At 72.8% G+C, this 24,905-nt stretch carries 26 protein-coding genes; 14 read left to right on the top strand and 12 right to left on the bottom strand.

Going from position 1 to position 24,905, the window contains the following annotated elements; translation table 11 throughout:
- Nucleotides 1-8 precede the first annotated feature (8 nt).
- From AC1DQF_RS08345 to AC1DQF_RS08330, 4 genes are all read right to left on the bottom strand, one after another.
- Nucleotides 9-554, bottom strand: coding sequence for a hypothetical protein (locus AC1DQF_RS08345; protein WP_477524753.1), 546 nt, complete (start codon nt 552-554; stop codon nt 9-11).
- Nucleotides 555-725: 171 nt separating this feature from the next.
- Nucleotides 726-2,084, bottom strand: a complete 1,359-nt coding sequence (locus AC1DQF_RS08340; protein ID WP_477524752.1) for a M20/M25/M40 family metallo-hydrolase — start codon at nt 2,082-2,084, stop codon at nt 726-728.
- Between the two features lie 193 nt (nt 2,085-2,277).
- On the bottom strand, nt 2,278-2,811 hold the full coding sequence (locus tag AC1DQF_RS08335) for a DUF1269 domain-containing protein (protein WP_477524751.1): 534 nt from the start codon (nt 2,809-2,811) through the stop codon (nt 2,278-2,280).
- 172 nt (nt 2,812-2,983) lie between these two features.
- Nucleotides 2,984-3,742 (bottom strand): DinB family protein, encoded by a 759-nt coding sequence (locus tag AC1DQF_RS08330; RefSeq protein WP_477524750.1) that lies wholly within the window; start codon nt 3,740-3,742, stop codon nt 2,984-2,986.
- 69 nt (nt 3,743-3,811) lie between these two features.
- Between AC1DQF_RS08330 and AC1DQF_RS08325 the strand changes: the two genes are divergently transcribed.
- The 4 genes from AC1DQF_RS08325 (at nt 3,812) to AC1DQF_RS08310 (ending at nt 6,610) form a co-directional block, all read left to right on the top strand.
- Complete coding sequence (locus AC1DQF_RS08325; protein ID WP_477524749.1) at nt 3,812-4,426, top strand: maleylpyruvate isomerase N-terminal domain-containing protein; 615 nt, start codon at nt 3,812-3,814, stop codon at nt 4,424-4,426.
- 172 nt (nt 4,427-4,598) lie between these two features.
- Nucleotides 4,599-4,997 carry a PGPGW domain-containing protein gene (locus AC1DQF_RS08320; RefSeq protein WP_477524748.1) on the top strand — a complete coding sequence of 133 codons (399 nt, stop codon included), beginning with the start codon at nt 4,599-4,601 and terminating at the stop codon, nt 4,995-4,997.
- Nucleotides 4,998-5,031: 34 nt separating this feature from the next.
- Entirely contained in the window at nt 5,032-5,874 is an 843-nt protein-coding gene (locus AC1DQF_RS08315; protein ID WP_477524747.1) for an SDR family NAD(P)-dependent oxidoreductase, read from the top strand.
- 133 nt (nt 5,875-6,007) lie between these two features.
- Nucleotides 6,008-6,610, top strand: a complete 603-nt coding sequence (locus AC1DQF_RS08310; protein ID WP_477524746.1) for a hypothetical protein — start codon at nt 6,008-6,010, stop codon at nt 6,608-6,610.
- Nucleotides 6,611-6,668: 58 nt separating this feature from the next.
- On the opposite strand, the gene AC1DQF_RS08305 is transcribed toward AC1DQF_RS08310, so the two are convergent.
- On the bottom strand, nt 6,669-7,592 hold the full coding sequence (locus AC1DQF_RS08305) for an NAD-dependent epimerase/dehydratase family protein (RefSeq protein ID WP_477524745.1): 924 nt from the start codon (nt 7,590-7,592) through the stop codon (nt 6,669-6,671).
- 60 nt (nt 7,593-7,652) lie between these two features.
- Between AC1DQF_RS08305 and AC1DQF_RS08300 the strand changes: the two genes are divergently transcribed.
- A complete protein-coding gene (locus AC1DQF_RS08300) occupies nt 7,653-8,309 on the top strand; it encodes an SDR family oxidoreductase (protein ID WP_477524744.1) in 657 nt (218 codons plus the stop codon).
- On the opposite strand, the gene AC1DQF_RS08295 is transcribed toward AC1DQF_RS08300, so the two are convergent.
- On the bottom strand, nt 8,306-8,647 hold the full coding sequence (locus AC1DQF_RS08295) for a DUF2200 domain-containing protein (protein ID WP_477524743.1): 342 nt from the start codon (nt 8,645-8,647) through the stop codon (nt 8,306-8,308). The two genes, AC1DQF_RS08300 and AC1DQF_RS08295, sit on opposite strands and share 4 nt — an antisense overlap.
- Before the next feature lie 25 nt (nt 8,648-8,672).
- On the opposite strand from AC1DQF_RS08295, the gene AC1DQF_RS08290 reads away from it, so the two are divergent.
- Nucleotides 8,673-9,923 carry a sulfatase-like hydrolase/transferase gene (locus tag AC1DQF_RS08290; RefSeq protein WP_477524742.1) on the top strand — a complete coding sequence of 417 codons (1,251 nt, stop codon included), beginning with the start codon at nt 8,673-8,675 and terminating at the stop codon, nt 9,921-9,923.
- A gap of 51 nt (nt 9,924-9,974) precedes the next feature.
- Entirely contained in the window at nt 9,975-10,760 is a 786-nt protein-coding gene (locus AC1DQF_RS08285) for a VOC family protein (protein ID WP_477524741.1), read from the top strand.
- 82 nt (nt 10,761-10,842) lie between these two features.
- Here AC1DQF_RS08285 and AC1DQF_RS08280 read toward each other — a convergent pair whose 3' ends face one another.
- On the bottom strand, nt 10,843-12,501 hold the full coding sequence (locus AC1DQF_RS08280) for a bifunctional 3'-5' exonuclease/DNA polymerase (RefSeq protein ID WP_477524740.1): 1,659 nt from the start codon (nt 12,499-12,501) through the stop codon (nt 10,843-10,845).
- A gap of 109 nt (nt 12,502-12,610) precedes the next feature.
- Between AC1DQF_RS08280 and AC1DQF_RS08275 the strand changes: the two genes are divergently transcribed.
- A complete protein-coding gene (locus AC1DQF_RS08275) occupies nt 12,611-14,104 on the top strand; it encodes an amidase (protein WP_477524739.1) in 1,494 nt (497 codons plus the stop codon).
- Between the two features lie 42 nt (nt 14,105-14,146).
- Here AC1DQF_RS08275 and AC1DQF_RS08270 read toward each other — a convergent pair whose 3' ends face one another.
- Both AC1DQF_RS08270 and AC1DQF_RS08265 read right to left on the bottom strand, forming a co-directional pair.
- Complete coding sequence (locus AC1DQF_RS08270; protein ID WP_477524738.1) at nt 14,147-14,917, bottom strand: MBL fold metallo-hydrolase; 771 nt, start codon at nt 14,915-14,917, stop codon at nt 14,147-14,149.
- 1 nt (nt 14,918) lies between these two features.
- Nucleotides 14,919-16,004 carry a M4 family metallopeptidase gene (locus tag AC1DQF_RS08265; RefSeq protein WP_477524737.1) on the bottom strand — a complete coding sequence of 362 codons (1,086 nt, stop codon included), beginning with the start codon at nt 16,002-16,004 and terminating at the stop codon, nt 14,919-14,921.
- A gap of 234 nt (nt 16,005-16,238) precedes the next feature.
- Between AC1DQF_RS08265 and AC1DQF_RS08260 the strand changes: the two genes are divergently transcribed.
- Both AC1DQF_RS08260 and AC1DQF_RS08255 read left to right on the top strand, forming a co-directional pair.
- Complete coding sequence (locus AC1DQF_RS08260; RefSeq protein WP_477524736.1) at nt 16,239-16,442, top strand: hypothetical protein; 204 nt, start codon at nt 16,239-16,241, stop codon at nt 16,440-16,442.
- Between the two features lie 91 nt (nt 16,443-16,533).
- Complete coding sequence (locus AC1DQF_RS08255) at nt 16,534-19,227, top strand: helix-turn-helix transcriptional regulator (RefSeq protein ID WP_477524735.1); 2,694 nt, start codon at nt 16,534-16,536, stop codon at nt 19,225-19,227.
- A gap of 30 nt (nt 19,228-19,257) precedes the next feature.
- On the opposite strand, the gene AC1DQF_RS08250 is transcribed toward AC1DQF_RS08255, so the two are convergent.
- Nucleotides 19,258-21,087, bottom strand: a complete 1,830-nt coding sequence (locus AC1DQF_RS08250; RefSeq protein ID WP_477524734.1) for a SulP family inorganic anion transporter — start codon at nt 21,085-21,087, stop codon at nt 19,258-19,260.
- Nucleotides 21,088-21,283: 196 nt separating this feature from the next.
- Between AC1DQF_RS08250 and AC1DQF_RS08245 the strand changes: the two genes are divergently transcribed.
- From AC1DQF_RS08245 to AC1DQF_RS08235, 3 genes are read left to right on the top strand one after another with little or no spacing between them, the layout of a single operon-like run.
- A complete protein-coding gene (locus AC1DQF_RS08245; RefSeq protein WP_477524733.1) occupies nt 21,284-21,886 on the top strand; it encodes an HdeD family acid-resistance protein in 603 nt (200 codons plus the stop codon).
- Complete coding sequence (locus AC1DQF_RS08240; RefSeq protein ID WP_477524732.1) at nt 21,883-22,338, top strand: hypothetical protein; 456 nt, start codon at nt 21,883-21,885, stop codon at nt 22,336-22,338. Before AC1DQF_RS08245 ends, AC1DQF_RS08240 begins: the two co-directional genes overlap by 4 nt.
- Nucleotide 22,339: 1 nt before the next feature.
- Nucleotides 22,340-22,627, top strand: a complete 288-nt coding sequence (locus tag AC1DQF_RS08235) for an SHOCT domain-containing protein (protein WP_477524731.1) — start codon at nt 22,340-22,342, stop codon at nt 22,625-22,627.
- Between the two features lie 90 nt (nt 22,628-22,717).
- Here the strand turns inward: AC1DQF_RS08235 and AC1DQF_RS08230 are convergent, their stop codons facing one another.
- Nucleotides 22,718-23,209: a DUF1269 domain-containing protein gene (locus AC1DQF_RS08230; RefSeq protein ID WP_477524730.1), complete on the bottom strand. Its 492-nt coding sequence runs from the start codon at nt 23,207-23,209 to the stop codon at nt 22,718-22,720.
- Between the two features lie 300 nt (nt 23,210-23,509).
- Entirely contained in the window at nt 23,510-24,340 is an 831-nt protein-coding gene (locus tag AC1DQF_RS08225) for a universal stress protein (RefSeq protein WP_477524729.1), read from the bottom strand.
- 128 nt (nt 24,341-24,468) lie between these two features.
- On the opposite strand from AC1DQF_RS08225, the gene AC1DQF_RS08220 reads away from it, so the two are divergent.
- Nucleotides 24,469-24,684: a hypothetical protein gene (locus AC1DQF_RS08220; protein WP_477524728.1), complete on the top strand. Its 216-nt coding sequence runs from the start codon at nt 24,469-24,471 to the stop codon at nt 24,682-24,684.
- Nucleotides 24,685-24,905: the final 221 nt, after the last annotated feature.

Genomic DNA, 24,905 nt, shown 5'->3' with positions numbered 1-24,905 from the left:
TCGCCGGCCTAGTCGGCGGCCTCGTCCAGCAGCGGCGCCAGCGCCGGGTGCTGGAGGGCCTCGGCCGCTTGCGGGTGGTCGAGAACCTGCTGGAACGCCGCGCTGACACGCTGGGCCTTCCGGATCTCCTTGACCGTGCCGCCGTAGTTGCGTGCGTACGCCGAGGCCGGGACCTCCGCCCCGAGGACGAAGGCGCGCACCGCGGCAAGGTCCGGAAGGCCGTCGTACCCCTCCACGTGCTGGAAGATCTCGTTGAACAGCCCCAGGGTCGGGCCGGACGTGAAGAAGTCCTCCATGTAGGACTCCCACGGCCCGTCGAAGCTCGTGACGAACGCGAGCCGCGTGTCGTTCTCGAACAGCGCGAACCGTGCCTCGTGGATGGTCTGGATCGTTATCCCGTAGTCCCCGGGCCGATACCCGGGAGTGTGCTGGAGGTTGGTGAGAGCGGTGCGCAAGGCCTCCCCCTCACCCGGCTTCACCGTGAAGAACAGGCTGAACTCGCTCGTCGGACCGACGGTCAAGCCCGGGTGGGCACCACCCGTGGACACTGTCATCAGAAATTCTCCCGCCGGTCGTCCGCCTCAGCGACGCTGCGTCGGCACGCCGATCCTGCTCCGCGTCAAGCCCGCCCTGCCTCACCCGCACCGGGTGAGATGGACGGTGGGTCGAGACTCCCGTAGACGTCCCCCGGTTGGGAGAGCGCCATCCGTCGGACGACGATCCGGTCAGGTCGCCGAGGCGGCGTACCGCTGGAGGAACAGCGCCTCCGTGAGCGCCATGGCGGAGATCTCCCGCGGGTCGACGCTCTCGTTGGGCGCGTGGATCAGGGCCAGCGGCTCCTCCACCCCCATCAGGATGATCTCGGCATCGGGGTAGGTGTCGGTGAAGACGTTGCACAGCGCGATCGAGCCGCCCTGCCCCAGCCGGGCCATCGGCCGGTGGTATGCCTCCTGCATGGCCTCCGCCATGGCCGTGTACGCCGGTCCGTCGGTCGTGGCCTCGAAGGGCGATCCGGTCGCCTCCACCTCGATGGAGACGTGCACTCCCCACGGAGCTGCCCGACGGAGGTGTGCCGTCAGGGCCTCCAGGGCCCCGTCGGGAGCGAGGCCGGGGGGAATGCGCAGGTTGAGCCGCGCGCCGGCCCTGGGCACGATCGCCGCCGCCGAGCCGACCACGGGAGGGCAGTCGATGCCGAGCACGGTGACCGCGGGCCGCGCCCAGAGCATGTCCGACACCTCTCCGTCCCCGAGAAGCTCGAGGCCGTCCAGCAGCCCGGCGTCGCCGCGGAACTGCTCGGGTGGGTAGGGCTCGCCGTCCCAGCGGCGGGAGCTGTCCAGGCCGTCGATGGTGGTGTTGCCGGCGGCGTCCCGCAGGCTCGCCAGCATGGCGATCAGGGCGGCGAGCGCGTCGGGCGCCGCCCCGCCGTACATCCCGGAGTGCACCTCGGAGGCCAGCGCCTCGACCGTCACCACCACGTTGACCATCCCACGCAGGCTGACGGTGGCGGCCGGGTGCCCGACGGCCGCGTTGCCCGCGTCACAGAGCAGGATCGTGTCGGCGGCGAGGAGCTCGGCGTTGTCGATTACGAAGGCCTCCAGGCCACCGGTCCCCTGCTCCTCGGAACCCTCCACCACGAGCTTGAGGTTCACGGGCACGTCGTCTCCGAGAGCACGGAGCGCGATGAGGTGCATGAGGATGTTTCCCTTGCAGTCCGCCGTCCCCCGGCCGTACCAGCGCCCGTCCTTCTCGGTCAGCTCGAACGGCGGCGTCTCCCAGGCGGCATCGTCGAGCGGTGGCTGCACGTCGTAGTGGGCGTAGAGCAGCACCGTGGGTGCGTCGGGCTGCGCGCACGGGCGGGACCCGACGACCGCGTTGCTGCCGTCCGCCGTCTCGGCCAGCCGGGCGTCGGCGAACCCGAGGTCCGCGAAGCGGTCGAGCACCCACTCGGCGGCCTGGTGGCACTCTTCGGGCGGGAACTGACGTGCGTTGGCGACCGACCTGATGGCGACGAGCTCGGCCAGCTCGTCGCGCGCCTGGGCCATCAGCCCGTCGACCCGGGCCCTCAGGTCCATGGCGTCAGTCACCCGCCACGTCGTCGGTCTTGAGGTCGTCGACCAGAGCCTGGAAGTCCGCCGGCTCGTCGGGGCAGGGGTCCCGGGGCCTCGACGACGCCGTCGAGGCCCACCTCGACCGCCTGGTCCACGACGCGTGCCATGCGCGACGCGTAGTCCTCGGCCGTGAACGCCCGGGGCGTCGCCCCGGTGGATGACACCATCGTCACTCCTCCTGGCCGGAGGCGTCCTTCGCGTCACGCTCGATGGCCTCGACGTCGGCCTTGAGCTGCTTCTTCTCGAGGTTCTCCGAGTGGCGCATGGACTGCTCGATGCGCGCCTCCATGTCCATCACGCCGACGACGACCAGGCCGGCCTCCCCCCTGTCCAGGGACTCTCCCAGCTCCTTCAGGTCGTTGCGGCTCATGCCGGCGGACGCGTGGCCCGCCACCGCCCCCAGCGCCGCCCCGCCGGCCGCGGTCATCGCGAGGAGGCCGCCGCCGATGGCCGCGAACGGGAAGAGCGCCACGACGAGGCCGGTGGCCAGCCCGGCACCGCCACCGAGCACGCCCCCGACCCGGGTCGGGGTCTCGTGCTTCTTCGTGATCTTCACCTTGCCGTCCTCGCGGCGGTGGATCACCGCGGCGTCGTACGCGTCCATGAGGTCTGCCTCCTTGTGCAGCTCCTTCACGGCGTCGTAGTCCGTCTCGGCGGACGCGAGGTCGGGGTAGACCCCTGCGATCACGATCAGCGTGTCCATGGCCATCTGAGAACCTCCCGGTCGGTGTTGGCCGCCACGTCGCCGCTCGAGTGTCGAGGACCGTCCGGCCAAGGAGGCCAACCTCGCAACAGGAGGGCGGCCGGTGCCTCATCCCCGCCGGGTGATCTGTGCGCCGTCGGTGGTCACGGGACCCCGCCGTCCTGCCCCCGGCTCAGTCGCCCGACCCGGCCGCGACGACGTCGAGATCGCGCAGGGCGTACCGGTGGTGCTCCCACTCCTCGTTGAGGATCACGTGGAGGCAGTGGAGCACCGTCACGCGGTGTGCGGGGTCCCAGGGATCGGTCCGGGTCGCGGCGAGATCGTCGGCGGTCACCGTGGCGAGGAAGTCACGCACCATGGCGACCCGGCCGCGTCGCGCCTCGAGGACGTCCGCCCAGGAGGGGACGTGCGTCGTGAACACCGAGACGTCGTGGCCGTCGCTCGCATAGTCGCCGTGGGGTACGCCGAGGGGGTGGTACGGCTCGTCGAGCTCGAGGACCGTTCGTCCGAGCCAGGTGTCCGTCGCCATCACGAGGTGTCGCAACGTCTGGGCGAAGGACCACTCGCCGGCCACCGAGGTGTCGACCATGTCAGGCGGCATCGCGACGACCCGCTCGAGCGTCGCTCCCCAGGTCGTCTGGAGACGCGACCAGGCCACCCGCAGGCCGTCCGGATCCTCGGCCCTGCGGTCGGCACGGCCGGGGAAGCGACGGTTGAGCTCGGCCTCGACCAGGGGCGCGACGTCGACACCGTTGACGTACATGCGAGCGCCGTGCTCGCCCAGCCACGGCGCGTCGACGTGCATCCCCTGCACGTCGACCCCGCGCATCACCGCTCCGGAGAGGTCGACCCCGACGAACCGGGCGCGACGGAGGTCGACGTCGACGAAATCCGCCCCGCGCAGGTCGTCGGACCGGGAGAAGGTGGCCACGACGACCAATCTTCCACGCAGGTCCGGTGCCGGGAAGGTCCGCGCGGACCCGCGGTCTAGCCTCGCTCCATGGGATTCGCGTGGGCGGAGTCGCGTCGTGCCTTCACCGACGCCGCGGAGTGGTTCGTGGACACCACCGCCCTGGTGGGTGACCGTTGGGACCACGTCGGCCTGGGCGAGTGGGACGTGCGTGCCCTCGTCGGGCACACGAGCCGCTCGTTCCTCACGGTCGAGACGTACCTCGGTCGCCCCGCACCGGTGGTGGAGGTCGGCTCCCCCGCCGACTACTTCCGGGCCGCGAGCGCTGTCGCCGGCGGCCCTGCAGTGACGCAGCGCGGGCGTGACGCGGGGGCCGCGTTGGGCGCCGATCCGCGGGCCGCCGTCGCCCAGGTCGCCGCTCGCGTGCTGCGCCTGCTCGAGGACCGGGACGGCACGGAGCCGGTCACCACGATCGTGGGCGGGATGCTGCTCCGGGACTACCTGCCGACCCGGACCTTCGAGCTCGCCGTCCACACCGCCGATCTCGCGACGGCGCTCGCAGCGCCCMTGGAGGTGCCGTCCACCGCGGCCGCACAGGCCCTCTCCATCGTCGCCGACCTCGCGGTCAGCGAGGGCCGCGCCGGCCAGCTCCTCCTGGCAGCGACCGGCCGACCGACACCTCCCGCGGGCTTCTCGGTGCTCTGAGAAGGTGTGGCCCAGGGTGACCATCGTCTGCTCGCCGAGCCGGATTCGCCGACAACGTCCCGTCGTGGCGGGTGCTGGAGCGGCGGGGTTGAGCTCCATCAGCGGAGTCCGTCCTCAGGGTGCCTTCAGTCGCGTCCCTCACACTGGTGGCCGGCCTCAGCAGGGAGAAGCGATGAACGGCACGGCACTGACACCGCGAGCCCACCGGCTCGTCACGTCCATCGAGACGTGGGCGCACCGGGGGCCCGTCCGGGCCGTCGTCGTCAAGGTCGGCGTGAGCGTCGTCGGCCCACTCGTCATCGTGGCCGGCGTGGCGATGCTGGTGCTTCCGGGACCCGGTCTGGTGGTGATGGCGCTGGGTGCGGCTCTCCTGGCGTTGGAGTACGACTGGGCTCGCCGTGTCTTGGTCTCCGGCGGTCGGCTGATCGACCGCGCACGGCGGGCGGTGATCCCGCAGGACGCGTCGCTGGTCCGCCGCGTGCTCGGTGTGGCCACGACCGTCGCCCTGTTCGTCGCGACGACCGGGATGACCGCGGCGTTCTCGACCTACGTCGGTACGTCGCTCGTCTGACGTCGTGTGTGAGGCCCCGACCTAGGCTCACCGCATGAGTGATCTGACGATGGCGGGCCGCACGGTCCTGGTGACCGGCGCGAGCGACGGGATCGGGGCCGAGTCTGCTCGCGACCTGGCGGCGAAGGGCGCGACGGTCCTGGTGACCGGCCGCTCCGCCGACAAGCTGCGACCCGTCGCCGAGGCCGTCGGCACCGAGCCCCTGGTGGCCGACTTCTCCCGTCTCGACGACGTACGCCGCCTCGCAGCCCAGGTGGGCGAGCGCGTCGACACGATCGACGTGCTGATGAACAACGCGGGCGGCACGTTCGTCCCGTCAAGGACGACCGCCGACGGTCACGAGCCCAACTTCCAGGTCAACCACCTGGCGCCGTTCCTGCTCACCCACCTGCTGCGGCCCCGGCTCGCCGCGGCCGGCTCGTCGCTGGTCGTCAACACCTCCAGCATCGGCAACCTGGTGGGCAAGGTCGTGCTCGACGACCTCGACTACGAGCACCGCAGGGCGCGCGAGTTCACGGCGTACGGCACCGGCAAGCTGATGAACATCCTCTTCACCCGCGGCATCGCCCAACGGTGGTCCGACGACCGGATCACGTCGGTCGCCGTGCACCCCGGTCCGGTGGGCAGCTCGTTCGGTCGCGACTCGTGGGTCGTCGGCCTGCTCTACCGCTCGCCGCTCAAGCGGTTCGCGACCATCAGCGTCCCCGACGGCGCAGCCCCGCTGATCGCCCTGGCCGAGCGCGGCCCCGACCCGGAGATCAACGGGCGCTACTTCAGTCGGTTCCACGCGGACGGCCGTGAGAACAGGCAGGCCCACGACCAGTCGATCATCGACGGTCTCTGGGAGCGCTCGGCCGCCCTCGTCGGGGTGGCCTGAGCACGACGAGCCGGGGCCGGCGCCCTGGCACGTCGGGCCGACAACTGGGTATGGCGACCCCACGCCGATCGGAGTAGGCAGGAGGGACCGGCGGTGCCGGACGGGGCACCGCCCCTCCAGAGAGGAGTGCGCCGTGTACGCACGCTCCAGCACCTTCCACGGGATGCCGGCCCACGTGGACGCAGGCATCGCCTTCGTCGAGAACGAGGTCGCACCCATGCTCCACGAGATCGAGGGCTGTCTCGGCCTCTCGTTCCTCGTCGATCGCCACGACGGGCAGTGCATCGCCACCAGCTCCTGGGAGACCGAGGAGGCCATGCGCTCCGGCGACGCGCAGCTCCGGGTCATGCGGGACCGCGGACGAGCCATCCTGGGCGGGTCCCTCCAGGTCGACGTGTGGGAGATCGCCGTCATGCACCGGGACCAGCACGGCCAGTGCTGCCGGGTCAGCTGGCTGCAGGGCGATCTCGACGCCATGACCGAGACCTTCCGGAGCAGCGTCCTCCCCGATCTCGAGGAGACCCCGGGGTTCTGCGGGGCCAGCCTGCTCGTCAACCGGTCGACCGGTCTGGGCTGCGCCAGCACGGTGTGGCAGGACCGCGCCGCCATGGAGGCCAGCCGCGCCTCGGCCGACGACATGCGCAGCCGGACCGCCACCGAGTCGAGGGGCGAGGTCGTCGACGTCCACGAGTACGAGCTCGCCCACGCCCACCTGCACGTCCCCGAGATGGCCTGAGCGCCGTCGCTCCGGTGACCGATGTCCTGGCCGGGACGATGGCCGCGGACCTGCGGCGCTAGCCGCGGGCCCGCAGCCCGGCTGCGAGCTCGGCCAGCGCCCGGTCCAGGTCGACGCGGGGCTGCCAGCCCCACCCGCGGGCGCGGTCCGCCCTGATCTGCCCGGTCCAGGCGTCCCCCTCGTCCCACACCGGCTCCAGGCCGAGCGCGCGGGTCACCGCACCGAGGTAGTCGCGCTGGGTGGCGGGTCCGCCGACCACGTTGACGGCCGTGCAGCCGCCGCTCACCGGGCCCCTCGCCGGGTCGTCGGACGTGGCGATCGCACCGACCGCCACGTCGGCGACGAGCGTCGCGAGGTCGTCGACGTGCACCCAGGCGAACGACTGGTCCGGCACGGCGTGCCGGGCGCGCTCGTCGTCGCGGACCTGGGCCGGGCGCACCGAGTTCCACACCGAGGTCTCACCCGCGCCCAGGATGGCCGGCGGCCGCACCAGGACCCGGGTGGGTCCCTCGAGCTCGGCCAGGGCGAGGTCGACGTCGCGCTTGACGACCGCGTAGTCCCCGGCGTCGTCGGCCGCGAGATCCGCGTTCTCGTCCACGTCACCGAGCCCGGGGCTGCGGTCGTAGACCGCCGCCGTGGACACGTGCACGAGGCGGTGCACCCCGGCCTGCGCGGCGGCCAGGGCGATGGCGAGCGTGCCGTCGAGCCCCACGGTGCGCTGGGTGGCCAGGTCCCCACCCAGGGGGTGCACGGTGGTCACCAGTGCCTCGGCGCCCGTGACCACGTCGGCTGCGAAGGCCGGGTCGGCGAAGTCGCCGATCCGTTCCTCGACGCCGGGAAGAGCCGGCGCGGTGCCGGCCCGGCGTACGACGGCACGCACGCTCGCCCCGCGCTCACTGAGGGCCGCGACGACGCGGCTCCCCACCAGTCCGTTGGCTCCGGTGACGACGACGAGGGCGGGCAAGGAGTTCGGCTCGGTCATGTCCCCACCCTGTCAGGCCCACCCAGACGTCCCACACCCGTGGCGGCGTAGAAAGTCCCCATGAGCAGACCGGTGGTCGTCGTGGTGGGTGCGGGTCCGGGCGTGGGCGGGTCGGTGGCTCGTCGCTTCGCCGACGAGGGGTACGACGTGGGTCTGCTCGCCCGGAGCCCGGGCCCCCTCGAGCAGCTGACGGCGGAACTCGAGCGCCGTGGTGCGACGGTCCGGTCCGTCCCGGTCGACCTCACCGACACCGGCGCCGCGACGGACGCCGTCCGGGAGCTCGGGCGGGGGTGGGGACGGATCGACGTCCTGCACTTCAACCCCAGTGCCTACCGGGAGAAGGACCCGCTGACGCTGACGGTCCCCGAGCTCCTCGAGGACGTCGCGCTGGGAGTCGGCGCCCTGCTGACCGCCGTCCAGGCGGCCCGGCCGTTCCTGGTGGCCGGCAGCCGGGTCAGCGTGACCGGGAGCATGGCCGCCGATCGGCCGTGGCACGGTGCCGCGTCGCTGGGAGTGCAGAAGGCGGGGGTCCGCAACCTCGTGAGGAGCCTCGACGACACCCTGGCCCCGGACGGGATCCGCGCTGTGTCGGTGACCGTCCGCGGGACCCTCGCCCGCGAGGGCGCCTTCACCCCCGACCGTGTCGCCGACGCCGTCTGGCGTGCGGTCACCACACCCGACGACGCGTGGGTCAGCGAGGTCCCCTACACCGGCTAGGACCTCAGGACCTTCTCCATCGCCCTGCCGCGGGCCACCTCGTCCACCAGCTTGTCGAGGTAGCGGATCTTCTGCATCAGCGGATCCTCGACCTCCTCGACCCGCACCCCGCAGACGACACCGGTGATGTCCGACGCGTGCGGATTGAGGCTCGCCTCGGCGAAGAAGTCCTCGAACGTCGTCCCCGCGGCGAGGTGTCGGCCCAGGGCGGCGTCGTCGAAGCCGGTCAGCCACTCGATCACCTCGTCCAGCTCGGCCTTCGTGCGGCCCTTCCTCTCCACCTTGGTGACGTAGTGGGGATAGACCGAGGCGACGCTCGTGGTGAAGATGCGGCTCATCCTCGCGAGCGTAGTGTCGGTGCGCATGGCCGACAACGTCCTGTGGATCATCACCGACGACCAGATGCGCTCGACCTTGCCCACGATGCGCGCCACCTCGAACCGCATCGTCGAGAAGGGCGTCAGGTTCCGTCGCGGCTACACCGCGATGCCGTGGTGTGGCCCGGCCAGGGCGTCGATGCTCACCAGCCGCTACCCGCACGACCACGGCTGCCACGACAACCGGACCCACCGGCCGTTCGTCGACCAGGGCCTTGACCAGGACACCGTCGCCACCCGGATCCGGGGCGCCGGCGTGGACACCGGCTACTTCGGAAAGTACATGAACGGCCTCGGTGAGGACCCGACGTACGTCGCCCCCGGCTGGCAGAGGTGGGTGGCCACGGTCGGCAAGCGCGGGCAGGTGAACGTCGACGGGGACGTGCGCCAGCTCGACGGCCAGCGCGCCGCCGACACCTTCGCCGCAGAGCGGCTGCGGGGCTTCGTGGAGCGGCACCGGGACTCCGGTCCGTGGTTCGCCGTGTGGGCGCCGTCCACCCCGCACGACCCCTACACCCCGAGCGCCGAGCACCGCCACGACTTCGACGACGTCACCTGGGACCCGCCTGCCCTCAACGAGGCCGACCTGTCCGACAAGCCCTCCTGGTTGCGGGACCTCCCCGCCCAGGACCAGGCGCTGATGCGACGGGTCCTGGAGGGCAAGCTCGAGGAGCTGCAGGACCTCGACGACCAGGTGGCCCTGCTGCTGGACGTGCTGTGGCGCACGGGCCAGCTCGGGCGGACCTGGATCTTCTTCGTCTCCGACAACGGCTACCTGCTCGGCGAGCACCGGCTCTTCCGCAAGGAGCAGCCCTACGAGGAGTCCTCCGGCATCCCGTTCGTCGTGCGGGGTCCAGGGGTCGCGCCGGGTGCTCGCAACGCTCTCGTCTCCCAGGTCGACCTGATGCCCACCACGCTCGCCATCGCCGGGCTCGACCCCGACGCCGGCCGCGAGCTCTCCGGCCGCTCGATGCTCGACCCGCTGCGCACCGGGGACTGGTCCTCGTGGCGACGCCGGCTGCTGGTCGAGAACACCAACCTGGGCTGGGCGATGCTCCGGGAGGGACCACAGGCCTACATCGAGCACCACGAGCGCGGCGAGTGGGAGCTCTACGACCTGTCGCTCGACCCGCACCAGCTGACCAGTCGCAGCGACGCCGACGTCACCGACCTGTCCGTCCGGGTGACGCAGCTGCGGCAGGCGCGGGGCAAGGAGCTGCGCGCGTTGGAGGAGTGACCCCGTCGACGTCGTTCCCGACCTCGACCATCCCGCCCAGGAGGCCCACCGATGAGCACCGACTCCCGACCGTCCCGCCACCACCCGCCCCGTGGTGCGCTCACCTATCTCCAGCTGCCCACGACCGACCTCGACGCCTCGATCGCGTTCTACGCCTCCGTGCTGGGCTGGCACGGCGAGGCGGCGTACGGCAGCTTCGAGGGCTCCGGGCTGATCGGCCAGTGGACGACGGAGCTCGTGCCCGCCACGGACGGCCCCGTGCTCTGGTTCACCGTCGAGGACCTCTACCCCACGCTGCAGCGGGTCGTCGACGCAGGCGGCGTGGTGCGGGACCGACCGGCCCTCGACCAGGGCGAGCGGTGGTTGGTCGAGGTCGACGACCCGTCGGGCAACCGGATCGGCCTGGTCGCGCCGGTCGGGACGGCCCGCCCACAGACGATGCTGATGGTGCGGGACGTCGAGGCCAGCAGCCGGTGGTACCAGCAGCTGCTCGGTCTCACCAGCGACCACGGTGGCCCCGACTACGAGCGCCTCCTCGCCGACGGGGAGCTGGTCCTGCAGCTCCACCACGAGGGGACCGACCACCACCACGGTCCCGTCGGGGACCCGTCCGCCGCCCGGGGCAACGGCGTACTGGTGTGGTTCGGGGAGGTGGGCGACTTCGACGGCGTCGTAGAGCGGGCCGCGCTCCTCGGCGCCGAGGTGGTCAACGCGCCACACCGCAACCCGCCCGCGGGCGACGGGAACGGACCCGGCCACCGCGAGATCTGGGTGCGCGACCCGGACGGGTACGTCGTCGCGGTCGCCAGTCCCGACGGCGAGGCCTGGGAGCTCTGAGCGGATCCGTCCTCAGCGCACCGCGGCGATGGACTCGGCCAGCTTCGACGACAGCCAGATGGGCAGCACCGAGACGACGGCTTCACTCCCCGGCGGTGGTGGCGCCGGGCTTGCCGGCGTCGGCGTACGACCGCACGATCGAGACGTTCAGCGGAAAGTCGAGGTCGGCGTCGCGGAACACCAGCCTCCCGGCACTCGCGGCGGCGTCGGCCGCGTGGGCGGCGACCTCGTCGGCGAGGTCGACCGGCGTGTGCACGACCACCTCGTCGTGCAGGAAGAAGACGAGGTGCGGACCCGCGACGAGATCCCGGGCGCCTCCYAGGCGCCACAGCCGGTTGCGCAGGTCGGCGATCCAGCACAGAGCCCACTCGGCGCCCGTGCCCTGCACGACGAAGTTGCGGGTGAATCGGCCGTGGGCGCGTCGCCGGCGAGCCTGGCTGTCGGGGTCGACGGACGCCGCGTCCGCCTCGGCGTCGGTCTCCCACACCTCGCCCAGGGCCGGGCAACCGCGTCCCAGGAGGGTGCGCACCACCTGTCCGCGCTCGCCGGCGCGGGCCGCCTCCTCGACGAGGCCGAAGGCCYGGGGGTAGCGCCGCGTCAGTCCGGCGACCATGCGGCCGCTCTCGCCGCTGGTCGCGCCGTACATCGCGCCGAGCAGGCCGAGCTTGGCGTCCTGGCGACTCTGCACCGCGCCGTCCTCGACCATCCCCTGGTAGAGGTCGGCCCCGCGTGCCGCGTGGGCCAGCGCGCGGTCACCACTCATCCCGGCGAGGACGCGGGGCTCGAGCTGCGCGACGTCGGCGACGACCAGCACCCATCCGTCGTCGGCGACGGCGGCCGGTCGCACCTGCACCGGGAACGACAGCGCACCGCCGCCGTTGGAGGACCACCGACCCGTGACCGAGCCCGCCGGCTGGTACGACGGACGGAACCGGCCACCGCTGACCCACTGGTCGATCCACGCCCATCCGTTGGTCTGGAAGAGGTGCGCCAGCTGCTTGTAGCGCAGCAGCGGGACGATGACCGGGTGCTCGAGCGCACGCAGCGACGACGCGCGCGTGTCGGTCACCTCGAGTCCCGCGCGGCGCAGCGCCGCCAGCAGCTCGGGGCGCGAGTCCGGGTTGAGGCTGGGTGACCCCAGGGCCCGACGGACCTCGTCGACCACGGCCTCGAGGAGCTGCGGACGGCTCCCGCGCGGCGGGCGGGGCCCGAGCAGGTCGGCCAGCAGGCGCTCGTGGAGGTCGAGCCGCCAGGGCACCCCGGCGTACGTCATCTCGGCCGCGACGAGCGCACCGGCCGACTCGGCGGCGAGCAGCAGGCCCAGCCGGGCCGACTCGGGAGAGGCGTCCACAGCGGCCTGCTGGCGGGCGTCCTCCAGGTCGGCACGCAGGTGCTCGGCGGTGTCGTCGGCCGAGAACAGGGTCGGGTCGGACTGCGTGCTGGGGCCGAGCCGGTCCCAGTGCTCCGACTGGTCCCCCTGGAGCAACCTGCCGTCGACGGCGGGTGCCCGCCGGAGCAACCGGCGGGCCAGCCGCAGGTCGTGGCAGCGCTCGACCCGCACCCCCGCGGCCAGGAGCGGCGGGTACCACCGCGCGGTGTCGTCCCACACCCAGCGTGGCGAGTCCGGCTCGCGGGTCGCGACGTACGCCGGCAGCTCGGTCAGCGGCACCGTCTGCTCCGTGTCCGCCTCGACCACCAGCACCCGCTCCGCCGGGAGGCGCGAGAGCTGGAGCCGGGTCATGGGCACAGCCTTCCACCGGGCGCGGACAGCCTCGCCAGCGCGGTGCGGATGGCCCGTACCACCTCCGAACAGTGCCCGGGACTTCGGTCCTCCCCGCTAGCCTCCCGTCATGACCCCCGAGGAGTACCTCACCCACGACGCCACCGCCCTTGCCGAGCTCGTCGCCGGCGGGGACGTCACCGCCGCCGAGCTGCTGGCGCTGGCCCGGGGCAGGCGGGCCGAGGTGGACCCCCTGCTGAACGCCGTGGTTGCCGACCTCGGCGCCGCCGCCGACGAGCGGGCGGCCGACCCGTCGCTGGCCGGACCGTTCGCCGGCGTCCCCTTCCTGGTCAAGGACCTCGGCCAGGAGTACGCCGGGTTCCCGACCTCCAGCGGCTCCCGGGCCCTGGCCCACGACGTCGCGGACCGGCACGCCCTGGTCACCCAGCGCTTCCTGGACGCGGGACTCGTCGTCTTCGGCAAGACCAACACCCCGGAGTTCGGGGCCAAGGGCGTCACCGAGTCCGAGCACTGGGGTCCGGCGCGCAACCCGTGGAACACCGCGCACACCCCCGGCGGGTCATCGGGCGGGTCCGGCGCCGCGGTCGCCGCGGGCATCGTCCCGGCCGCCGGCGCCAACGACGGGGGCGGGTCCGTGCGCATCCCGGCCGCCTGCAACGGCCTGGTCGGGCTCAAGACCAGCCGCGGACTGGGGCCCTACGGCCCCCAGACGGGCGAGACGATGTTCGGGATGGTGACCCAGGGAGTCGTGACGCGGACGGTGCGCGACAGCGCCGCCCTGCTGGACGCGATCATCGGCCCCGACCCGCGCGCGGGCTACCGCTCCGCCACGCACGACGAGCCCTTCGCGGAGCAGATCCGCGCGCGGCCGGGCCGGCTCCGCGTCGGCTACTCCGTCTCCTCGGCCATCAACGCCCACCCCGACCCCGAGGCGTTCGCGGCCGTCGAGCAGGCAGCCCAGCTCCTGACCGACCTCGGCCACGAGGTCGAGGAGGTCTCGCCGCCCCACAACGACGAGGCCCTCGCCCGGGACTTCCTCACCATCTGGTTCGCCCAGCTCTACGGCCAGGTCAGCGACGCCAGGGAGCGACTGGGCGCGCCCGACAGCCACTTCGAGGCAGACACGCTGGCCAGCGCCGAGATCGGTCGCGCCACCGGGCTGCTCCCGATGCTGCGGGCCATGCAGAACGTCAACGGCTACGTGCACGCGCTGGCCGAGTTCCACGAGAGCTACGACGTCTTCCTCACCCCGACCCTCGCCCGCCCCCCGCTGCTGGTGCACGCCACCCGCACGCCCGACCGCCTGCAGACGCTGGCGCGCGTCGTCAGCCGGTTGCGCGCTGGCCGGGTGCTGACGGCCACCGGGGTGCTCGACGAGATCATCCACGACAACCTCGACTGGGTGCCCTACACGCAGCTGGCGAACCTCACCGGCCGGCCCGCCATCAGCGTCCCGCTGCACTGGACGGAGGCGGGCCTGCCCCTGGGCGTGCAGCTCGTCGGCGCGCTCGGCTCCGACGGCGACCTCCTGCGGCTCGCGGCGCAGCTCGAGGAGGCCCAGCCGTGGGCCTGGCGTCACCCGGCAGCCGTGGCGACCGCCTGACGCAGGGCGTCAGGCTCGTGCCGTCACCAGACCGGCCGACGGTCAGCCTGCCACCCGCGCCGATCCGGCGACCTCCAGCACGACCGCCCGGCACGCGGGCGCCTCGCGGGCCAGCGCGTCCTCGAACCGCGGCCCGGCGGTGTCCATCCAGCCTCGCGGGTGCCTCGAGCCGCCGGGCACGTGGAAGGTCCCCCAGTGGACCGGGACGGCGCACGCCGCGCCGCTCATCCGGCAGGCGACCGCCGCCTCCTCCGGTCCCATGTGTCCCGGCGAGAGCCGCGGGCCCCACCCGCCGACCGGCACGACGGCCACGTCGACGGGAGCTCCGGCCATCTCCGCCAGGTCCGCCATCGCGGGATGGATGCTGGTGTCCCCGGCGAGCCAGACGACCCCGGACGGGCCCCGCACGAGGTGGCCGTGGGCGCCGTTGGGCCGGTGCGGCATCGGGCGGGAGTGGTGCACCGCCTCCACGAGGCGGACCGTGACGTCTCCGGATCGCCCCACGGCCACCCACTCCCCCTCGGCCAGCCCGCGCCCGGACAGTCCCTTGCCGGTGACCCAGGCGGCGTTCTCCGGCGACGTCAGCACCGGTGCCGTGGCGAGCATCCGCAGCGAGGACACCTCGGCATGGTCGTGGTGCAGGTGGGAGAGCAGGACCGCGTCCGCCCCGCGCCAGGCGGTGCTGTCCGGCCGCTCCCCCCGCCGACGCAGGATCCCCCCGTGCGTCCGCAGGAGCGGGTCGGCCACGAGCCGCACCCCGTCGAGGTCGAGGACGACGGTGGAGTGGCCGAGCCAGGTCAGCGAGATCGCCACGTCACCCGACGCCCGCCTCGCGCCAGGCCCCCCGCACGACCTGCGCCGCGCCCTTCTCCACGATGCCGGCCTTGACCAGCACGCGGGCGGACTCGGCGACCTGCGCCGCGGCCTGCGCGAACGTCGCGGTGGAGGACAGGAAGTGGAGCGCGTGGTACCACATGCGCGCCGTCACGACGGTGTCCCCGAGCTCGGTGGCCACCCGGTAGAAGACCCGGTTCGGGATGCCCGAGTTGATGTGGACCCCGCCGTTGTCGGCGGTGCCGGTGTAACGGTCGGCGTACCGTGCCGGCTGCGGGTCCTTGCCCAGGATCGGGTTGTCGTACGCCGTCCCCGGGTTGCGCATCGAGCGCAACGCCTCGCCGTACAGGTCCGGGGCCATGATCTCGTCGCCGATCAGCCAGTCGGCGTCCTCGGGGCGCTCGCCGGCCGACCACTGCGTGATCGCGGTGCCGAAGACGTCGCTGAAGTGCTCGTTGAGTGCCCCGGACTCGCCCTGGTAGACCAGGCCGGAGGCGTACTGCGTGACGCCGTGCGCCAGCTCGTGTCCGACCACGTCGAGCGAGCGGGCGAAGCCGGAGAAGATGACGCCGTCGCCGTCACCGAAGGTCATCTCGTCGCCGTCCCAGAACGCGTTGTTGTACTTGGTGCCGTAGTGGACGTTGAGGACGAGGTCCAGGGCCCGGTTGTCGATGGAGTCCCGGTTGAGCATCTGACGGAAGAAGGAGCGCACCACCCCTGCGCTGTCGTAGGCGTTGATGACGTCGGAGTCCTTGGTCTCCGGACCGCCCTCGGGCCGCACCAGGGTGACCCTCTGGTTGGTGGATCCCGCACTGTCGTAGACCTCCCGACGCGCCGTGCCGGTCGGGGGCGGCGCGAGGGACGGTGCGGCCTCCCCCGCGCCCCGGTCGGTGGCCTCGGCGCGACGCCGACGGGCTGCCTCAGAGAGGTTCAGGTCGGCGTCGTCGACCGACAGCACCGCCTCGTTGTCGGCGAGCGCCGCCTCGACGTACGGCGGCACGAAGTAGCAGGAAGCGCGTCCACTGACGGCTCTGCCCATCGATCTGCTGGCGGTTCTGGTGGTCATGGTCCCTCCTGGGGCGTCGTGGCCGAGTGGCCTACTGGAAGGACCCGCGGACGCGGCGGGAGATACACGCCGGGAGTGGTCCAGTCGTACGCCGGACGGCCGGGCTCCACTGCAGTCTCGCCGCATCGACCCTGCGACACCTCGCCCGTTTCGAGTGAGCCGTGCTCGGCCGGGCGTCCCTAGGATCGAGGGAGCCGTCACGGGGCCGCACTCACCGCACACGGAGGGAGCCTCATGCCGAGGATGATGATCCGGGTGGACGCCGAGCTCTCCGAGGGGGTCCTCAGCGCGTTCCCGCACCTGACCGCCCGGCGACAGCAACCGCAGACGACGCTGTCGGGCGACATGGTCGACCAGGAGGAGCTCCAAGGAGTGCTCAACCTGCTCTCCAGCCTGGGCATCGACGTGGTGGAGGTCCTGACCATCCCCGATCCCTGAGGGATGCGCGCCACCCCGAAGGGGCCTACCCTCCAGGGGGGACTGGATTTCGGTACCCATCTCCAGGGACGCCGGCAGGACGGATGCACCCATGACGAGAGATCCGCCCGGACGTCGGCTGTCGCCGTCAGCCGCCGGCCTCGGCGTGCCGCCCGGGGTCCCGCACCTGCCGCGCACCTACGTGTCGCGACCGGTCCTGTGGCAGCGCCTCGACGCCGCCACCGGCGCGCCGATGACCCTGCTGGTGGCTCCTGCCGGCGCCGGGAAGTCCCTGGCTGTCGCGGGATGGTTGCGGACCCACCGGACGTCGTCCGGCGCCGACGTGGCCTGGCTGGCCGCCACGGACGACGGCGTGGAGACCAGGCTCCGAGAGGTCCTCGACGGTGGTGTCGGCGGCGACGTCGACGGGACCGCCCGGGACGGACGTCGACCCCTCGTGGTGGTGGACGACGCCCACCAGCTGCCGGCCTCGGCCGTCCGCCTCCTGGACGCCCGCCTCAACGAGGCACCGGACGAGATGCGGGTGCTTCTCCTGAGCCGGTGGGACCTGCCCTTCGTCCGGCTGGCGCCCCAGATGATGGGGCATCTCACCACCCTGCGCGGGGACGTGCTGCGCCTGACGGACGACGAGTGCAGGCTCCTCGTCGAAGCCCACTCCGGGACGACGGAACCCGAGGTGGTGTCGTCCATCACCGCCCGCACCGAGGGCTGGTGCGCCGCGGTGGTGCTGACCGCGCGGATGGTCGCCGCCTCACCGGACCCGGTCGCAGCGGTGAGACGGGTCTCGCGGGGCAACTCACGGGTCGCCGACCAGGTGGCCAGCGAGGTCTTCGCCGCGCTGACGCCGCAGGAGCGGCACCTCCTCCTGTGCATCGCGAGCGAGGGGGAGGTGAGCGCTGAGACGGCGCGGCACCTCACGCACGACCCCGAGGCAGGCACCGCACTCGACGGCCTGGAGTCGACCGGGCTGCTGGTGACCCGCACCGAGGTCGACGGCGTGACCTCCCTCGACGACGCCATGCTGGGGGTGCCCGACGCCCCGGAGGCGCGGTTCCGTGTCCACCCGCTGCTGGTCGAGGTCGTGCGTCGCCGCATCGTCTCGGGGGGTGTCGACGTCGAGCGTGCCCGCTCGACCGTGCTGCGCGCCGTACGTCTCGACGTGGCACGCGGGGTCACGGCGGGCGCGTTCCGGCGGCTGGTGGACCTGGGGCACACCACCGCGGCTGCCGAGCAGCTGGCCGTCGAGGGTCCGCTCCTCGTCATGGACGGGCGGTCGCGGGACGTGCGCACCTTCGCCCAACGCTGGCCGGACGTCGTCGATGCGCACCCCGGGACGTGGTTCACGATGGCGCTGGAGCGGTGGAGCCACGAGGACGTGCCGACGGCGGTCCAGTGGCTGGACCGGCTGGTCGCGCACCCCGTCGAGGATCCGGACGGGACGGGGCGCCTCGAGGTGCAGCGCCTGTGCGCCCGGTTGCTGCGCTCCCGCCTCGCCCTCGAGCCGGCGCTGCCCGTCGTGGACGAGGCCCAGCGCCTGATCGACTCACCCCGGTTCGCGTCGGTCGCCACCGACCTCCGGCCACACCTCCTCCGGGAGGTGGGCACCAGTCAGATGCAGCTGGGCCGGCTCCGGGAGGCCGAGCCCAACCTGATCCGGGCGGTGCGACTCAGTGAGGACCTGCGGATGCCCGGCTACGCCCTGGCAGCCATGAGCCACCTGGCCACGCTCTACTGGATGGAGGGCCGGGAGCACGTGGCCGGACCGCTGGCCGGTCGGACCCTCGAGGTGCTCGTGGAGCGGGACTCCGCTCCGCCGGGCTGGACGCCCCCGTTTCCGCGCAACCGCGCCCAGGTGGTGACGGACCTCGTGCGCATGTCCACCACCTTCAGTCCGGTCCCCCCGGACGAGCCGGCCCCGGATGGCGCCTCCGTCAACCCCACCGACACCACGACCCACTTCTGGCACCGGATCCGCGACGCACGCGCATGGCTGGCCCGGGGCTCGGTCGTCCAGGCCGAGCGCACCCTGCAGGGGCTCATCGACGCCCCGCTCCTGCCCGCCCACCTGCGAGCCGTCCTGCTGATCGAGCGTGCCTTCCTCGCTGCGCTGTGCGACGACCACATGAGGCTGCGCAGCCTCGCCGAGGAGCTCGACGAGCACGGGTTCCGTGGGGAGTCGGCACTGCTCCGCGGGGTCCACGCGGACATGGTGGGAGAGCTGCGCCAGGCCATCGAGCACTTCTCCGAGGCGACGGAGGCGACCATGATCGACCAGCCCCCCTGCCGGGCGCTCGCCCTGACCTGCCAGGCCCAGCTCAGCGATGCCCTCGGGGACGGACAGCTCGCGCACCACTCGCTGAGGACCGCGGTGGCGATCACGGAGATCCGCGGCAACTTCGTGCCCTTCCTGGGGTGGAGCCGACACGGGACCCCCGTGCACCTGCTCCTGCGGCGGATGGACCTCGGTGGGTCGCACCGGTGGCTGGAGGAGCTGGTGGTGCTCACGGGCCGGCAGCCGGGCATCGTGACGACCCTCGCCCCGACGATCGCCACGGTCCGCGAACGGTCGTCGGGCGACGAGCCCGTCGCCCCGACGGCGTTGAGCCCTCGCGAGCGCGACGTGCTCCGCGAGCTCGCGCGCGGGGCGACGTACGCCGACATCGCCGCCGGCCTCTTCGTCTCCGAGAACACCGTCAAGACGCACGTCTCCAGCCTCTACAGCAAGCTCGGCGCGTCGCGACGCAGCGAGGCGCTTGCGATCGCCCGCCGGCTGGAGCTGCTCTGAACCGTTCGGTGTCCGCCGCCCGTGGCGGCGTCACTCCGCGTCGGGCTCGGGCGGGGCGGGGCCCGGATGGTGGGCCGCGATGTGCTCCTCGTGGTCGGGCTCGAGGGGTTCGTCGTGATACACCGTCCCGTCGCGGGCCGGCTGGTCGGTGAGGTCGTGCACCCGGCGCGCCTGCCGGACGCCCTGGGAGATGCTGTGCCACAGGTGGTCCTGGCCGAGGTCGGCGAGCAGCCCCGAGCGCTGCAACGCCCGGCGCACCGGCCACATCACGCGGACGAGGTGGAGGTCGACGTCCCGCTGCCGCAGTGCCGCCAACAGGTCCGCCAGGACATCGGCACTCGTGGTGTCCATCTGGTTGGTCGCCTCGACGTCGAGCACGAGGGCGCGGGTGTCGGGTGCGGCGTCGACCAGGGCCAGGACCCTGTCCAGGACCGGCGCCGCGGTGACCCAGAAGATCGGGACGTCGATCCGGAGCACGAGGACACCGGGGTAGGTCGAGCGCTCCTCGTGGTTGCGGACGCCGCCCCAGGCCGCCTTCTCGTGGGGCACCCTGCCCATCACCTCGACGTCGACCCTGCTGGAGCGGAAGACCAGGCCCAGCACCGACACCGCGACGGCGAGGAGCAGCCCGTAGAGGGGGCCGAGCGCGAGCACGCCGACGGCGGCCACACCTGCGGCGACGATGTCGTTGCGGCGCACCCGGGCGTACCGGCGCAGCGCGGGCAGGTCCATCAGCTTCCACACCGCATTGACCACGATCGCGCTGAGCACCGCCCTGGGGAGCACGGAGAGGGCGGGGGCGATGGCCACGATCACGACCAGGGCCACCACGGCGGCGACCAGGCCGGCCACCTGTGTCCGCCCACGAGCGTCGCTGAGCGCCGCCGTCTTCGACAGGCTGCCGGCCACGCCGAGCCCGCCGAACAGGCCACTGGCGACGTTGGCCGCGCCCGAGGCGACCAGCTCCTGGTCGGCGTCGATCCGGTAGTCGCCACGGCCGGCGAAGAGCCGGGCGGCGCTCAGTCCCTCCGCCAGGCCCACGAGCGCCAGCGCCGCGCCGGCGGTGAGGAGCTGGATGAGGTCCCCGGCGGCCACGGTGGGGATGCCCGGCGTCGGGAGCCCGCGCGGGACCGTTCCGACGACCTCGACGCCGTGCGCCTGCAGGTCCAGCGCCGCCGACGAGGCCAGGCTCGCGACCAGCACGAGGAGCCCCCAGGGGAACGCGGCCACGAGCCAGGCGCCTGCGAAGAGGACGACCAGTGACACGACCGACACCGCGACGGTTGCGAGGTCTGCCTCACCTCGGGTGAGGCTCGATCCCAGGGCCCCTACGCGTTCGACCACCTGGCCCTGCGGGGTCGGCACTCCGAGCAGGTGCGGCAGCTCGTTGAGGATCACCAGGACGGTCAGTCCGAGGACGAAACCGGTCACGATCGGCTTGGACAAGAACTCCGCCAGCCAGCCGACCCGGGCGAATCCGGCCGCGACGAGCACCAGCCCCGACCCCAGGGCCAGCGCCGCCGTGTACGACGCCGCCTGCGCCGTGCCGGCGACCCCGAAGGTGGCCAGCAGGGATCCGGAGAGCACCGACACGGTCGAGACCGGCCCCACGACGAGCTGGCGCGACGAGCCGAGGACGGCGTACGCCACCAGTGCCACCGGTACCGCGTAGAGGCCGACCTGCACCGGTGCGCCCGCGATCGAGGCGTAGCCGAGGGCCTGCGGCACGGCGAGCGCCGCGACCACCGCCCCGGCGACGAGGTCCCCGCGCAGCCACGACGCGTGATAGCCCGGCAGCCAGGTGACCATCGGGATCCGGCGCCAGCGCCGGGTGGTCACGGCCCCTGTGCTGTCGCTCATCCAGTGCACCCTGTCCGCCGGCGTCCGGGTCGCCGACGACTGGTCCCCTCGGCGTCCGACGAGGCTATCGACGACCACGCTTCCGCGGCTCGCCTCCAGCGGGTGAGAAGTGGGCGAGCCACCCGAAACGGGCGAGGCCGCCTCGACGTCCGCCCGCGACGATGGATGTCCGTCGAGCCCGCCCGAGGAGGTCGCCGTGAGCCAGGAGTCGACGATGGCCGAGCCGCCGGTGCCGGTCACCGCGCCGACGATCCGGGGCCTCCCCGAGCTGTGGCAGGCCCTGCTCACCTTCGGGCTCGTCTCGGTGGGCCTGGGACTGGTGCTGGCGGTCTGGCCGGAGCAGACACTGACCGTGTGTGCCGTGCTCGTGGCCATCGAACTGCTGCTGGTGGGCGCGTACCGGATCTTCTCGGCTCTCGTGTCCAGCCACCTCGACACCGGGGCCCGGACGCTGCTGGCGCTCTCCGGGGCCCTTGCCCTCATCGTCGGCCTGCTGTGCCTGCGCGAGCCGCTGCAGAGCCTGCTCGCGCTCGGCATCCTGCTGGGCGCGTGGCTGGTCGCGTCCGGTGTCCTCGACCTGCTCCAGGCGCTCCTGCATGCCGACCGGTCCCGCCGGACGGGCGACCTCGCGTCCGGAGCGGTCAGCGTCATCCTGGGGGGTGTCCTGCTCGCCAAGCCGCAGCTCTCGCTCGGCCTGCTGGTGGTGCTGGCCTGCACCTGGCTGTTCGCCTCCGGGGGCATCGCGATCCTGGTGGCCCTGAGCCGCAGGCGCGCCGAGAGGGCGACGGTCACGCCATGAGCCAGGACACCGCCCTCGGTGTCGTCGAGTACCTCGTCATCGAGCTGCCCGGCTCGGGGGCGTTCGCCGTCGACGACCTGCGGCCGTTGCTCGACCTGGCCGACCGTGACGTGGTCCGGCTGCTGGACGCCGAGGTGGTCCACCGCCCGGCCGACGGCTCGCCCCCGTTGCTGGTGGACGGTGCAGGCTCGACGTCGGCGGAGCTGACGGGGCTCGCCGCCCTCGCCGGAGCGGCGTCGGGGCTGCTGGACGCCGAGGACATCGGCTCGGTCGCCGAGCTGGTCACCCCGGGCGGCTACGCCCTGGTGCTGGTCTTCGAGAACGTCTGGACCGCCGCCCTGGCCTCCGCGCTCGACCGGCACGGCTGCCGACTGGTGGCCAGCGGCCAGGTCGACGGACGCGACCTCGACGCCGCACTCGCCACCGATGCCGACCGACCCCCAGGAGGGTGACATGGGACTGCTGAGGACGGCCGCTCGTACTGCCGTGGTGACCAGCACCGCGACGCGGGTGCACGGTCGGGTTGCGGCCCGGCAGCAGGGGGCCTGGGCGAGCCAGACCGCCTCACCGCCGGCGGCGTCCGCAGCCGAGCCGGCCCCCGCGCCGGAGGCTGCGCCAGCAGCCCCGCACGACCCGGGCGCGATGCTGGGACACCTGCGACAGCTGGGCGAGCTCAGGGACGCGGGAGTGCTGACCGAGGCGGAGTTCGAGGCTCAGAAGGCGCGGATCCTGGCCGGGTGAGACGGCCTCGCTCGCCACCCGTGGCCCAGCGCGGCGTCGCCAGGACGCCAGTCGGCCGGGGACCCGACCGACTGGCGTCCGGGGCACGGATCAGTCCTGCTCGGCGAAGAMCTCGCGGATCGCGCTCTCCTGGGCGTCGCTCAGGTTCGTGAAGATCAGCTGGGGCTTGGCCTCGGCGAAGGCGTCGCTGACCTTGTCCATGACGGCGTCTGAGGTCATCACGAACAACGCCGACGTGCCGGGGGTGACCTCGTCGCGCACCCGGTTGATGAAGCCGTCGTCGATGCCGACGTCGCGGAGCGAGCCGGCGAGGGCCCCCGTGGCCGCGCCGATCGCGGCGCCCAGCAACGGGACGAAGAAGATCAGGCCGAAGAGCATCCCCCAGAAGGCACCCCCGAGCGCCCCGGCACCGGCGAGGTTGCTGAGCTGGCGGGTCTTGGGCTTCTTCTTGCCGGTCTCCCAGCTCACCGTCGCGGCGTCATGGATCGTGATCAGGTTCTGCGTGGCGAGGTCGTGCAGGATGTGCGTCGCGTCCTCCGCCCCGGTGGCGGTGTCGAACTTCCAGACCGTGAGAGTTCCCATGGTGTGTCCCCTTCGTTGGCTCGATGACGTCCACATGGTGTCGGCGAGCGGAGTCGTGGGACTCACCCGAACCGGGTGAACGCGCCCGTGGCGACGACTCCCGCGCCGGATCACGCTCACCCGCTTCAGGGGTGCTGTGCTCCGGCCGCGTCCGCGAGCGTGGCACCGGTCGGACCACCGGCGTCATCGAGGAGACCGTGCTCTGTGGTCGACGGCCGCTCCGAGTACGCGCGGTACGACGGCTCGGTCCTGGTGATCGTGAAGGACGACGCCGGGCTGGTCTTCTCCGTGAGCGGAGGATCAGCGGACGACGGCGACGGGGCACTGCGCCCGGTGGATCAGGTCCTGGGTGACGGAACCGAGCTGCAGGCCCTCGAAGAAGCCGTGCCCCCGTGCGCCGACAACGACCAAGGTGGCGTCCGCGGAGGCGTCGACGAGCAGTGAGCCGGGCGCCACCGGGATGGCCTCCGTGGCGAGGACGACGTCCGGGTGGGCCTCGCGCAGGCCGGCGACGCTCTCCCCGACCAGCACCTCACGGTCCTCGACGTCGTCGGTGACCGAGCGCGGCTCGCTGCGCAGCACGTCGGAGGAGGGGGTGTGCTCCTTCCACCCGTGCACGGCGACGACGACCTCACCGGTCCGCTCGGCGCGGCGGCAGGCGTACTCCAGGGCGGCGTGGGCCATCTCCGAGCCGTCGACGCCGACGACGATCCGCGCCGAGCCCGGCTTCTTGGCCGGTCGCACCACCACCACGGTGCAGGGAGCGTGACGGGTCACGTGCTGGGTGACCGAGCCGATCGCGGCCCCGGCCACGCGCCCGTGGCCGTGGCTGCCGAGGACGATCTCGTCGGCGGACTCGGCCAGCTCCAGCAGGGTGCCGGCGACGTGGCCCTTGTACTGCCGGGCCTCGTAGTCGGCGACGTCCAGCCCGGACAGGATCTTCTCCGCGGCACTCACGTGGTCCACGTCGTGCGTGGTGTTGCCCTCCCACGGGGTGGCGATCTTGTGCACCACCACCGCCACCCGCAGAGGCACGTCGTTGCGGACCGCCTCGTCAGCCGCCCACAGCAAGGCCCGCTGGGCGTCGCTGGAGCCGTCGTACCCCACCAGGACGGTTCGCTCGGTCGTCATGACACCCACCGTCCCCCGGGCGAGGGCCACGGAGCAGGGTCGATGGTCCCGCGGTTCTCGGGGCGTAGGGCACCACCCTCACCCCGCGGGGTCTGGACACGTGTCCACGGGGCCCCTACGTTCCGGGGATGGCCAGGATCTTGTCGTTGCTCATCATCGTGTGGCTCGTCATCGGTGCGTTCGCCGCCTACCAGCGCGACTACTTCTCCGACACCGAGACCAGCTGCGCCGAGGCGGGCAACATCGCGCTCACCGTCGTCGCCGGACCGCTCAACTACATGGGGGTCAACCCGGAGGTGGACTGCGCCGACGTCGACGTGAACGTCCCCGAGCCGTCGAAGTGACCGCCTGACCGCCTGACCGCGTCCGGCCGCCGCCTCCCCACCGGGTCGATGTCCAGACCACCCCCGGTGATCTCGTCGTTCGACTGAGCGCGCACCGGGTCCGAACGCACCATGGACGCTCGTCCACGGTCCGGGGGGATCCAGCATGTCGAACCACGTTGCCGCGCGCCCGGTCGCCGGCGCCGCGCTGATGCTCGGCGCACTCCTGCTCCTGCTCGGCC

Source organism: Nocardioides sp. P4_G4, assembly GCF_056401085.1.
This window is presented reverse-complemented; position numbering and strand designations above follow the sequence as displayed.